The 12,540-nt window shown below is 64.6% G+C and carries 10 protein-coding genes; 7 read left to right on the top strand and 3 right to left on the bottom strand.

The window, feature by feature from the left end; all coding sequences use genetic code 11:
- Positions 1–74 precede the first annotated feature (74 nt).
- On the bottom strand, positions 75–2,174 hold the full coding sequence (locus SO180_RS15680) for a methyl-accepting chemotaxis protein (protein ID WP_449379739.1): 2,100 nt from the start codon (positions 2,172–2,174) through the stop codon (positions 75–77).
- 623 nt (positions 2,175–2,797) lie between these two features.
- Here SO180_RS15680 and SO180_RS15675 point away from each other — a divergent pair.
- A complete protein-coding gene (locus tag SO180_RS15675) occupies positions 2,798–2,980 on the top strand; it encodes a hypothetical protein (protein ID WP_449379738.1) in 183 nt (60 codons plus the stop codon).
- On the top strand, positions 2,980–4,098 hold the full coding sequence (locus tag SO180_RS15670; RefSeq protein ID WP_449379737.1) for a lactonase family protein: 1,119 nt from the start codon (positions 2,980–2,982) through the stop codon (positions 4,096–4,098). Before SO180_RS15675 ends, SO180_RS15670 begins: the two co-directional genes overlap by 1 nt.
- A 22-nt stretch (positions 4,099–4,120) precedes the next feature.
- Here the strand turns inward: SO180_RS15670 and SO180_RS15665 are convergent, their stop codons facing one another.
- The gene (locus SO180_RS15665; RefSeq protein WP_449379736.1) at positions 4,121–4,387 is read right to left on the bottom strand and encodes a hypothetical protein; all 267 of its coding nucleotides are present in this window, start codon (positions 4,385–4,387) and stop codon (positions 4,121–4,123) included.
- 127 nt (positions 4,388–4,514) lie between these two features.
- On the opposite strand from SO180_RS15665, the gene SO180_RS15660 reads away from it, so the two are divergent.
- On the top strand, positions 4,515–5,411 hold the full coding sequence (locus SO180_RS15660) for an efflux RND transporter periplasmic adaptor subunit (protein ID WP_449379735.1): 897 nt from the start codon (positions 4,515–4,517) through the stop codon (positions 5,409–5,411).
- 170 nt (positions 5,412–5,581) lie between these two features.
- Here the strand turns inward: SO180_RS15660 and SO180_RS15655 are convergent, their stop codons facing one another.
- A complete protein-coding gene (locus SO180_RS15655; protein WP_449379734.1) occupies positions 5,582–6,430 on the bottom strand; it encodes a caspase family protein in 849 nt (282 codons plus the stop codon).
- Positions 6,431–6,850: 420 nt separating this feature from the next.
- Between SO180_RS15655 and SO180_RS15650 the strand changes: the two genes are divergently transcribed.
- From SO180_RS15650 to SO180_RS15635, 4 genes are all read left to right on the top strand, one after another.
- The gene (locus SO180_RS15650) at positions 6,851–8,581 is read left to right on the top strand and encodes a hypothetical protein (RefSeq protein WP_449379733.1); all 1,731 of its coding nucleotides are present in this window, start codon (positions 6,851–6,853) and stop codon (positions 8,579–8,581) included.
- A 167-nt stretch (positions 8,582–8,748) separates the two neighbouring features.
- Positions 8,749–9,474 (top strand): thermonuclease family protein, encoded by a 726-nt coding sequence (locus tag SO180_RS15645; RefSeq protein WP_449379732.1) that lies wholly within the window; start codon positions 8,749–8,751, stop codon positions 9,472–9,474.
- 130 nt (positions 9,475–9,604) lie between these two features.
- Complete coding sequence (locus tag SO180_RS15640; RefSeq protein ID WP_449379731.1) at positions 9,605–10,792, top strand: pyridoxal-phosphate-dependent aminotransferase family protein; 1,188 nt, start codon at positions 9,605–9,607, stop codon at positions 10,790–10,792.
- Between the two features lie 269 nt (positions 10,793–11,061).
- The coding region (locus SO180_RS15635; protein WP_449379730.1) for a S9 family peptidase at positions 11,062–12,540 on the top strand (1,479 nt) is incomplete at its 3' end.

Here is a 12,540-nt window from a genome sequence, read left to right as displayed (position 1 = left end):
TCAGCAACGCATCACGCCGCGAAGGGCGGCGCGCTGCGCAGCATCCGGGGCACGGAGAGCGGAGCGGAGTCGCGCTACGCTGCCCTGAGATCTTCGACGAAGCTGTCGACCTCGCGTTTCAGATCCTCCGACAGGCGCGCCAGCACCTTGGCGGAATCGAGCACCTCGCCGGCGGCCGCGCCGGTCTGGCCGGCGGCCTGTGAGACGCCGGAGATATGGCGCGAGACTTCCCTAGTGCCCTGGGAGGCCTGCTGCACGTTGCGGGCGATCTCGCGCGTGGCGGCGCCCTGCTCCTCGACCGCGGCGGCAATTGCGGCTGCGATCTCGTTGACGCGCTGGATGGTGGTGCCGATCGACTGGATCGCAGTCACGGACGAACGCGTCGCGCCCTGGATTGCGGCGACCTGCCCGGTGATCTCCTCAGTCGCCTTCGCGGTTTGCGTGGCGAGGTTCTTCACCTCGGATGCGACCACGGCAAAGCCGCGGCCGGCTTCGCCAGCACGCGCGGCCTCGATGGTGGCGTTGAGCGCGAGCAGATTGGTCTGCTCGGCAATGCCCGTGATCAGCGCAACGACATCGCCGATGCGCTGGGCGGCGTCCGCCAGCGCCTGGACCTCGCCATTGGTGCGATCAGCTTCCGCCGCGGCGGCCCCGGCAATGCTCGACGATTCGGCGACCTGGCGACTGATCTCGGCGATCGAGGCCGACAGCTCTTCCGTGGCAGCGGCAACGGTCTGGACATTGGACGAGGCGTCGCCCGACAGGGACGCAACGGAGGCCGCTTTCGACGAGCCCTGCTCGGCGGTTGACGACATCGAGTGCGCGGTGGCGTTCAGTTCGCCGGACGCCGAGGCTAGCGTATGCAGCGATTCCGTGACGGTCTTCTCGAACTCTCCGATCAGCCGCTCGACGACAAGCTGGCGCCGCTCTTTGCGCGCCTGCTCTGCCGCCTGCTCCTCGGCGAGACGATCACCCGTGATCATGTTCTCCTTGAAGACCGACACCGCGCGCGACATCTCGCCGATCTCACCGCCGCGCTCGATGCCGGCGAGCTCGATCGCATAGTCGCGCTCGGCAAGCCGGCGCATCGCCTGAGTCAACTTCCGGATCGGGACGCTGACGCGGCGGTTGACGAGGATGAAGCCGAACACGGTGATGGCGAGCGCGACCAGCATCATCGCGCCATTGAACACCAGGCTCCACTTCGCCGAGCTCATCTGCTGCCCGGCACGCGCGACCATCTCGGCCAGCGCGACCTGACCGGCCTCGACGCTGGAGTTGAGGATGGCGGTGTTGAGCTTGGAGAGATCCTCGATCTTGATGTCGATCGTCTGGTTGTTGCTCAGCGCCTTGATGAAACCCTGCTGGCGCTCGACCATGGCCGCGGCTTCGCCCTGCTTCGAGCGCGCGACAACGTCGGTGAGGCTGGCGGGCGCATCGGCGCGGCCGGCTGCATCCAGCACCTGGCTCCAGGCCTGCTTGGCACGGCCGGTATCCTCGGCGGCGCCGACCATGTCGGCGGCGCTCCAGGGTTTTGCACTGGCCGCCGCGGCTTCCAGGCGGATCGCGATCAGGCCGCCGAAATTGCGCGCGGCCCAGGCCGACTGCTTCACGCCCAGGAGATGATCGACCACGGGATCGCTCAGCTTCAGCGCATTCTCGAGCTCGCCCGTCAGCGCCAGAATCGCGTCGAGATAATCCTGCGCGGTCTTGCGGAAATCGTCGGCGAGCTTCGTGACGCGCTCGGCCTTCGCCTGGTGGATGGCGGCTTCCGCCTTGGGCCGAAGCGACACGAGCGCGTCATGAATTGCGACCAGCCGGCTCAGGGCACCGGCGAGACGGGAATCGGTCACGCCCTCGAGACGCTCGAGCACGCTCTTATAGGCGGCTTCCGACAATTGCCGGTTGCTGGCGATGCGATTGTCAGCATTGGCGTTGGCCGGCCCCTCCGCCAGCAGCGCCGACAGGAATGTGCCGCGCTCCAGGCGAAAGCCGAGCAGGGTCGCAAAGAGCTGCTGGTCGGTGCCCGCAAAGCGCTCGAGCTTTTGCGCCGCGGCGTTGCGCTCAACCGCGCCATAGAGTCCGGTCGCGAGCTGGGCGAGCAGAAACAGGCCGAGGATGCCGATGATGGCGCCCAGAACCGAACGAATGGAGGGATTGCCAGACAATTTCATTGCGGGCCGCATCCTATGAAAGATGCGGAAAATTACCGTCGCGCGCCTAAGATTTGGTTCACCTCGATACGGGCAAAGGCCGTCGCATCGAACAACGACGCGCGGCGGCGCTGACTCCGCAGAACTACGGAGACACGCGGCCCCGACGCAGTGCAGGCCTCAGGATCGTTTTGCCGCGCGCACTTCCGCGAACTCAGCGTCGGGATGCGCGACGATGGTCGCGAACATGATGCCGCTGATGATGATCGACCAGGCGGTGTCCCAATAAATCCAAAACACGTCAGCCTCCGCAAAAGCCTCCCGCCGCAAGCAGGAATTCTAGAACAGCCGAACGACGATGCCGTTCCTCTTCTGCTGCGGCCTGTGAGCGCACCCAAGGCCATTATCCTGGGGCCAATATCTTGCCGAACTATCTCTTGTTGGTCGGTGGCGGCCTCTGCTCGGTTTGATGGCCCCGATGCTTTGCCACCGCGTCTTCATCGCGCTGGCTGGTTTTTGGGCGTGGCGGAGATTTAGGCTGGCCGGCCTGGCCGCCATGCTTGCCGCCCATATCGGGCTTACCCTCAAGATCGTTTTCGCGGGGCAATGACCAAGCTCCTCTGAGGCCTGCCCGGACTCAATTCATGCACACCACATTGGTTCGCGTCACGGTGCCGGCTTTGCGACACCCGACCGATACAATTTCGACATCGATCGATCCAACGTGGATTTTGGCGGAATGGCAGGGAGCCCTGTATCCTCGCCGGCAACCAAGAAAAGCCATGCCGGACGGCAAGGGCGATTTTGGAAAGCTGGAGGAAGCCTGATGTCTCGACCGCCCCCCCGTACTATCCTGCAACGACTGCCGCTTGCGGCATGCGCCGTCATTCTTGCCACCCAATTCGGAGTCCGCGCCGGTATGGCCGACACATTTGCCTATGTCGGCAATGCCGACAGCAACGACATCTCCGTCTTCCGCATCGACGACAAGGGCGAGATGAGCCCGGTGCAGACCGCGCCTTTCGCCGGCATAGAGAAGCCCGGCTCCTCGACGCCGCTGGCGGTGACACCCGATCGCCGCGTGCTGATCGCCGGCGTGCGCTCGCAGCCGTTCTCGGCGGTGAGCTTTGCGATCGATCCGAAGACCGGCACGCTCAAGCACATCGGCAACGGGCCGCTCGCCGACAGCATGGCCTATGTCATGACCGATCGCACCGGCAAGTTCGTGCTCAGCGCTTCCTATGGCGGTAACAAGGTCACGCTCAATCCGCTGCTTGATACCGGCGTCGTCGGCGAGCCCAAGCAGGTGATCCCGACCGGGCTCAATGCGCACGCCTTGATCCCCTCGCCCGACAATCGCTTTGCGTTTGCGACCAATCTCGGCTCCGACCAGGTGCTGGCCTTCGCCTTCAATGCCACCACCGGCGAACTGACGCCGAGCGATCCGCCGGTCTACAAGGTACCTGAGAAATCGGGTCCCCGGCACTTCGTATTCCACCCCAACGGCAAATACGTCTATCTCATCCACGAACTGAACGGCGACGTCGCGGCGTTCAGCTATGACGCCAAGTCCGGCGGGTGGAGCGAGATCCAGCGGACTACGGCGCTCCCCGAAGGTTTCACCGGCAAACCCTGGGCCGCCGACATCCATGTCACGCCCGACGGCCGCTTCCTCTATGCCTCGGAGCGGACCACCAGCACGCTGACCGCCTACAAGATTGATCCGGCAAGCGGCAAACTCACCACGGTAGGCACCGTGCCGACGGAGAAGCAGCCGCGCGGCTTCAACATCGATCCCACCGGCCGCTATCTCGCCGCCCTCGGCGAATTGTCCGACGGCATGTCGGTCTATGCGATCGACCAAACCAGCGGCGCGTTAACCAAACTGAAGTCCTATCCGACCGGCAAGAAGCCGAACTGGGTGGAGTTCATCGCGCTGCAGTAAGAGGGCGGGAGTTGCGACCGACCTACGCAATCATCCGTAGTTTCGGTCGCGGCTCGCTGCCGTCATATTCCGGCACGCGATGGACCGTCATATTGTCTTCAAATGCCCGCAGACCGGCATGAACGTTCAGCATCGGCTTACGGCCGAGCTGTCCGATTCCAGGGATACGCACGATTCGGTGACGTGTCCGGCGTGCGCGCGCCTGCACCTGATCAATCGCACGACCGGTAGGCTGCTCGGCGAACGCCCTAGCTGACGGATGGCGCGAGGCGCCGAACCTGATCTTCAATCCCGCGACTAATCAAAGGCTTGCCGTGACCTGCACCTGCGGCGATCCGTCCTGCCACTCGGGCGCCATGGTGTGGACCCTCGCCATCTGCTATCGAGTGAAGCGTTTGATCCCGTGGATTGGTCCGATGCGTCGTTGCACCCGCAAATCTCGCAAAACCCTGCTTCCAGCGGCCACCGCACTGGGGCTTGGCCTTTTTCTTGGCCTTCTCCCGGCCCGCGCCGCCGATGAGGAGGCACCCAAGGGACCGGCCGTCACGGTGCTGAAGGCGGCAAAGTCCTGTTTCTCAGACATCGTGGAGGCGAGCGGCACGATCATCGCGCGCGAGGAAAGCTCGGTGCGGCCCGAGCGTCCCGGATTGAAGGTGACGGAGGTGCTGGCGGAAGCCGGCGACACCATCACCGCCGGCCAGGTGCTGGCGCGGCTGGCCTTGCCCGAAGGTGGTACAGTCCAGGTGACGGCGCCGGTCGCGGGTGTGATCTCCGCTTCGACGGCACAGATCGGCGCACCGGCCTCGGCGCGCGGCGAAGCGCTGTTCTCGATCGTGGCGCGCAGCGAATATGACCTCGTCGGCCTGGTCGCCACCGCCGACATGAAGAAGCTCGCGGTGAATCAGCCGGCCACCGTGCGCGTCGCGGGTGCCGGCGACATCGACGGCAAGGTGCGCAAGATCGGGCCGACGGTCGAGCCGAACATCCAGCAGGGCATGGTCTATATCGGCATCTCGACGCCGCGGCGGCTGCTGCTGAATTCCAGCGGACGCGCGCTGATCAAGACCGGGCAGAGCTGCAATGTCGCAGTCCCCTTGACCGCCGTGCAGTACAGTCCCGCCGGCACCGTGGTGCAGATCATCCGCCGCAACCGCGTCGAGACCAAGCGGGTCGAGATCGGGCTGATGTCCGGCGGCAATATCGAGATTCGCGACGGCGTCAATGAAGGCGACATCGTCGTCGCCCGCGCCGGCGCGCTATTGCGCGAAGGCGACCCAGTTCGCCCGGTAACGGCGAGCGCGGAGACGAAGTAAACGCGTAAGAAGGGCTCTTGTCCCGGACGCGCAGCAGCGTGCACGCTGCTGCGCTGGGCCGGGACCCATCTCTCCCGAAAGCTCCGCATGAAGGCATGGGCCCCGCTCAGCAGCGCATCATTTCATGATGCGCCGCGTCCGGGGCACGAGACCTTGCAGGGTGTGAGGAACTAGCCGCCAGCCTGGTCGAACTGAACGTCTTCCAGGAGCGAGGACGACACCGTCGGGACCTGGTCGCCTTCGGAGGCGCGGGAGATGGCGACGCGGGTCTTGTTGAAGACGATTTCGGCGCTGCCCTGCGCATTGAGGTTGTTCAGGAGCTCGCTGACCAGCACGCTGTGCTCGCCCTTGCCGTCGTCGGCGACCTTGCCCGGCGAGGCAGAGGAGAGGATCAGCGCGTTGTCCGGCGCACTGATCGGCGCCAGCCCGTGGCTGTATGAGCGGAAGCGGCGCTCATAGGGATTACGGCGCGAAGCATCGACGACGACGAGCTTGGCCTTGGCGCCCTGCTCCTTCATCATCTCGAGCACGCTCTCGATCGACACGCCGTGGCGGCGGACGTCGCTTTCCTTCCAGATCACGGCATCGACCGGCAGCATGTAGCTCTCGCGGCCGGCTTGCACGCCGTAGCCACCGAAGAACAGCATGACGACGCTGTCGCGCGTGATCTTCGACTTCAGGCGGTTGACGGCGCGGACCATGTCGTCCTTGCTGGCGTCCTCCACCATGTCAACGTCGAAGCCGCCTTTGCGCAGCGAGGACGACAGCGCACGTGCGTCGTTGATCGACTGCGACAGCGGCGCATTGGCGTCGGGATAATGACCATTGCCGATGACGAGGGCGAGACGCGAGGTGTGGCCGACCGAGCCGGTGACCTCAGCGGTCGAGACCGCCTTGGCGGCATCGAGGGCGCGCATGTTGAGGGCAGCGTGGGCGCCGATCGCCAGCGACACCGTGCCGATCAGGGCGGCGGCGACCGCAATGGTGCGTCGGGAAATGTCGAGCTGCCTTACATTCATCTCGGTTCATTCCTGTCAGGAGCCATCGCGGCGCGCGCACTTGTCTGAGTAGCGCGATGGCGTCTTTAGGTTTGAGGGATTGGCCGGGGATGTGTCCCCGAATTGCGCGCAATTTGCGGCGCCGCACCAAACAAACCCTTAACCGGATATCGCCCCCACGGCAATAGATTGCCCTTCTTTTTAGCTAAAGCACTGAATATGCTGGTTAATTGGCAGCGTCACAGATGAGGATTTTGTCATCCTTTGAGCCCTTTTTCAGCCCTGATCGGGCAGCTCCTGTGTCCAATTTTTCCGTGACATTGGTCACATTTGTGTTCCCCGCGAATTCGTGACACTTTTCAATCACTTGCGGAGACATGGGCGCGCTGCCGGGACGGCGTGCCGTGAACCCCGGCAAGGCCCCGCGCGACCAGGTAATTCATGAGCTTTCATTATTTCGCCGGGCACGCCTTCCGCGCCCTGACGGCACGGAAGGACGGCCCCTCGCTTTACGACGTCTGCGATCCCGTGCTGGCGGGCCCGGCCACCGGCGATCCGCATCTGGCAAAATTCTACAAGACCGCGCTTGGCAATCCGGCCCTGCGGGCGCTGCTCCGCCGCGCCGGTCTGCCCGACCTGCGCGATGAGGCGAGGCTGACCCGGCTGCGCACGGCACTGACCCGCGCGCGTGACGATGCCATGCCCGACTGGGAAGCGGTCGGCCGTCCCGTCGCCGACCTCCTCGATACCATCGCGCTCGACCATCCCAAGCCGCCACCGATGCCGTTCAACGGTGTGGCGCCGGCGCTGGCGGAAATCGACAGCGTGATCCGCGACTGCGCGCATCATCTGCTCCGCAGCTACCGCCAGAACGGCTTTCTGCCGACCTTTGCCGCGTTCAACCTGATCGGCGACCCGGACCTGCGCGGGCGCGAGCTGATCATGGCGCTGACCGGCTTGAACTCGCGCGGCTACAAGAACTCCTCGCTGCTGTTCAACCTGGCGCGCGTGTTCATCGCGCGCTCGAGCGCAGGCGCCATCATCAATCCGCCCTGGCGGGGCATCGCCGAGCCGATGTGGGAGCCGGTGCAGATCCGCCACCGCTCGGCCTATTACGACGCCTTCTTCATCGAGGCGTTGCTCGCCTATCGCGAGACCGGCCTCGCCTCGCCCGCGGACGCCACCGCCGCGCAGGCCGCGATCGCGGACATGGTCGATTTCTGCATCAACATCAGCCGCGAGGCGGTGAGCGGCACGGACGGCACGCGCTTCGACGTCATCACCGCGCTCGCACCGCCGCCGCATCCGCGCTTCTCCCGCTTCTTCGCGCAGATCAAGCAGGACCTCGGCTTCGGCGTCTACGTGCCGGACTGCGACACCACGGCGTGTTCGTTCTCGGCCGCGACGCAGGCCGGCTCCGAGGATCCGATCCTCGCCCAGCCCCTGCTCGATTTCTACGTGGGCTACCAGGTGCGTGAGGGCGTCAATGAGCCGCGCGTCACCGTGCCGCTCAACGACAACATCGATTACGAAGGCGGCGTCGCCACCTGGATCGACAATCTCGCCGGCGAGCGGCCCTATGGCAACGATCTCGATCCAACGCTGAACCTCGACATCCTCGAAGTGTCCTTCCGCAATCTTAAACGCTGGAAGATTCTGGAGACGCCGGCGCGGCTCGCCACCGTGCATCGCATCATCGCCTTCCAGAAGCGGCTGGCGGCGAGCGGCGCCTTCGCCAATCCGCGCTCGCACATCTACTATCTGCCCGAGCTCTACAGCGCCTATTTCGGCCGCTGCTACGCCGCCTTCCTGTCGCTGCCGCTGGCCGCCCAGGCCGCGATCGATCCCGACGGCACCTTCGATTTCATCCGCGCCCGCGTGCTCGGCTATGTCCAGGGCGAGATGCTCGTCGCCGAGATGAACGCATTCGACGCGGCGCTCGCCTTGATCGCGCTCGGCCATCTCGGCGCCGATCCCAAGACCTTCGCGCCGGCGCTGAACTGCATCGTCAGAGCTCTCGGCGAAGGCGGCCGCCGCGGCCCGTTCCGTGCCTATGAATGGAACAAGATGAAGACCCCGACACGAATTCTGGTCGGCGGCCCCGAAGTCACGTCGGCCTTCGTGCTGATGGGGCTGGCGGTTGCGAGGCGGCGAATGGTGAATGGCGAATAACGAATGGGAGCCACCATCAGTCTCCCTACTCGCTATTCACAATTCGCCACTCGCCCCACCGATGACAGGAAGTTGAAAGCCCATATGTTGGGCAGGTGCTGGCCCGGCGGCCAAATACCGACCACAATTGCTGGGCTTATCGGAATTTTCATTACGCGCGGACCGGCATGTCGCGAACATTTCTTGGCTTGATTTTCCTCTTCGCCTTGCCGTCGCTGGCGCAGGCTGCCGACATCACCGGCACGGCAAAGATCCGCGACGGCGATACACTCCAGATCGGCAATACCCGCATCCGGCTCGGCGGCATCGATGCACCCTCGACCGACCAGCTCTGCCTCAACACCAAGGGCGAGCGCTGGACCTGCGGCGTGGCGGCGCGCGAGGAGCTCGCCAAATACGCCGAGGGCAAGAACTGGGTCTGCCATGCGAGGTCGATCGACCGCCGCGGCCGCACCGTGGCGCGCTGCGAGGTCGACGGCGAGGACATCCAGAAATGGCTGGTGCGCAACGGCTGGGCGCTGGCCTTCACCCGGATCTCCCACGACTATGAAGCCGACGAAGCGGTCGCGCGCGAAGCCAAGGCCGGCATGTGGCAGGGCGCCTTCATCGCCCCCTGGGACTGGCGCGTGCGCAACAGGAAGACCGCGATCCTCGGCGCCACCAAGCCGCCCGAAGGGGCCCATGCGATCCTGCTCGCCTCGGCATCGGGCGCCGTCGCGCCGTCCCCGGATTGCACCATCAAGGGCAACGTCAACAGCGCCGGCGAATGCATCTTTCACCAGCCGACCAGCCGGTGGTACGCGCAGATCAAGATGAAGATCAGCAAGGGCACCCGCTGGTTCTGCTCGGTGGAGGAAGCCGAAGCCGCAGGATGCCGCGAGACACGGCGATAGTCATGTCCGAACGATCGGCTTCTTGCATGATTATCCCGCGTTTTACGTGCTTTTCTTAGGGCCCGACGGCGCGTAAAAGCGTAAGTCGATGACCCTCCAGATCGTCTTCATCACATAAGGAAGAACAACAATGACCGTTCGCGCGGGCCGGGAATTTCTGGCCATCCCCGGGCCCACCACGATGCCCGACGAGGTGCTGCGGGCGATGCATCGTCCGGCGATCGACATCTATTCCAAGCAGATGACCGACCTGACCGAGAGCCTGATCAGCGATCTTTCAAAACTGTTCGCGACCAAGGGCAAATCCTACATCTACATCGCCAATGGCCACGGCGCCTGGGAAGCCGTGCTCAGCAACGTGCTGTCGCGCGGCGACAAGCTTTTGGTGCTGGAAAGCGGCCGCTTCGCGATCGGCTGGGGCCACGCTGCATCCCTGATGGGCGCCGAGGTCGAGGTGCTCAGGGGTGACTGGCGCCGCGCAGTGCGGCCGCACGAGGTCGAGGAGCGCCTGCGCCGTGACAAGGAGCACAAGATCAAGGCCGTCGTCGTCGTGCAGGTCGATACCGCCTCGGGCGTACAGAACGACATCGAGGCGATCGGCAAGGCGATCAAGGCGAGCGGCCATCCCGCGCTGTACATGGTCGACACCGTGGCTTCGCTCGGCTGCATGCCGTTCGAGATGGACAAATGGGGCATCGACGTCGCGATGTCCGGCTCGCAGAAGGGCCTGATGACGCCGCCCGGGCTCGGCTTCGTCGCGGCGAATGATCGCGCGCTCGAGGCGCACAAGAAGGCGAACATGGCGACGCCCTATTGGAGCTGGAGCGAGCGCGAAGGCACCGAGCATTATCGCAAATATGCGGGCACCGCGCCGGTGCATCTGTTGTTCGCGCTGCGCCAGGCGATCGACCTCTTGCACGAGGAGGGCCTCGAGAACGCATTCCGTCGGCATAGTCTGCTCGGCGAAGCCGCGCGGCGCGCGGTCGCGATGTGGTCGGAGGGCCAGGTGCTCGGCTTCAACATTCTGGAGAACAGCGAGCGTTCCAACACGGTGACGACCGTGACCGTGGGCAACGGTCATGATCCCGCGGTGCTGCAGCGCTATTGCAAGGACAAATGCGGCGTGGTGCTCGGCACCGGCATCGGCGATCTCTCCGGCCAGGCCTTCCGCATCGCCCATATGGGCCACGTCAACGCACCGATGCTGCTCGGCACGCTCGGCGTGATCGAGGTGGGCCTCAACGCACTGAAGATCCCGCACGGCAAGGGCGGGCTCGAGGCCGCGGTCGCCTATCTCGGCGAGCAGGTCGGGGTGTAGGCTTGGGTTAGGCTTGGGCGTAAGCCAAACACTCCAATGTCGTCCCGGCGAAGGCCGGGACCCGGTACCACAGGATGTGGTTGGGCGAAGACTCGGGGTTACCAGCTCGTGCGACGACTTCTCCCTGGGGGTATGGGTCCCGGCCTTCGCGGGGACGACGGCGGAGTTTGACGCGACCTTCCAGCCCCACAGCCGCATTGAGCTTCTTTAAATCCCCCACTTTCGCTCCGATATAAAGGCAGGACACGCCCCCTGACGCGAGGATCGACTTGACCAAAACCGCCAGCCCCACCAAGCCCCCCGTCGCGCCGCAGCGGCCGCATTCGTTCACCCGACACGGCATCACCGTGAGCGACGACTATGCCTGGCTGAAGGATGCGAAATGGCAGGAGGTGCTGCGCGATCCCCAGGTGCTCGATCCCGACATCCGCAAATATCTCGATGAAGAGAACGTCTATACCGAGAGCCTGCTCGGCCATACTGCGCCCTTGCAGAAGACGCTTGTGCGCGAGATGCGCTCCCGGATCAAGGAAGATGATTCCAGCGTGCCCTCACCGGACGGCCCGTTCGCCTACTTCCGCAAGTTTCGCGAAGGCGGACAGCATGAGCTGTTCGGCCGCCTGCCGCGCAATGGCGGCGACAGCGACATCGTGCTCGACGGCGATGCGCTCGCAAAGGACCACAAATACTTCAGGTTCGGCGGCAGCCGGCATTCGCCCGATCACAAGCTGCAGGCCTGGACAGCCGACACCAAGGGCTCCGAGTATTTTTCGATCCGCGTGCGCGATTGGGCGACGGGAAAAGATCTCGACGACCTCGTCGAGGAAACCGATGGCGGCGTGGTCTGGAGCAAGGACGCCAAAAACTTCTTCTATGTGAAGCTCGACGACAATCACCGACCGATGCAGGTGTGGCGGCACCGGCTCGGCACGAAGCAGGCCGACGATTTCCTGGTCTATGAGGAGCAGGACTCCGGCTGGTTCACCCATCTGCACGAGAGCACCAGTGGACGTTTCTGCGTGATCGCCGGCGGCGACCACGAGACCTCCGAGCAGCGGCTGATCGATCTTGCCAATCCCGACGCACCGCCGCGACTGGTTGCGGCGCGCGAGGAGGGCGTACAGTATTCGCTCGCCGATCGCGGCGATGAGCTCTTCATCCTCACCAATGCCGATGATGCCATCGACTTCAAGATCGTCACCGCACCGCTCGCGACATCGGAGCGAAAGAACTGGCGCGATCTGATTCCGTATCGTCCGGGCATCTACATCATCGATATTGATCTCTATGCCGGCCACCTGGTGCGGCTGGAGCGCGCCAACGCGCTGCCGGCGATCGTGATCCGCGATCTCGGCAACAGCGAAGAGCACGCCATCGCCTTCGACGAAGCCGCCTATTCGCTCGACACGATGGGCTCCTACGAGTTCGAGACGACGAACTTGCGCTTCTCCTATTCGTCGATGACGACGCCGTCGGAAGTCTATGACTACGACATGGCCAGGCGCTCACGTGTCCTGCGCAAGCGCCAGGAGATTCCTAGCGGTCACAATGCGGCCGACTACGTCACCACCCGCATCATGGCGAAGGCCGATGACGGCGCCGAGGTGCCGGTCTCGATCGTGTATCGACGCGGCCTTGCGCTCGACGGCACGGCGCCGCTGCTGCTCTACGGTTACGGCTCCTACGGCGCGGCGATGCCGGCCTCCTTCAACACCAACCGCCTGTCGCTGGTCGACCGCGGCTTCGTC

The sequence above is a fragment of the Bradyrhizobium sp. UFLA05-112 genome (assembly GCF_053572325.1).
Note: the sequence above shows the minus strand (reverse complement) of the source record. Positions and strands in the feature narration are given on the sequence as shown.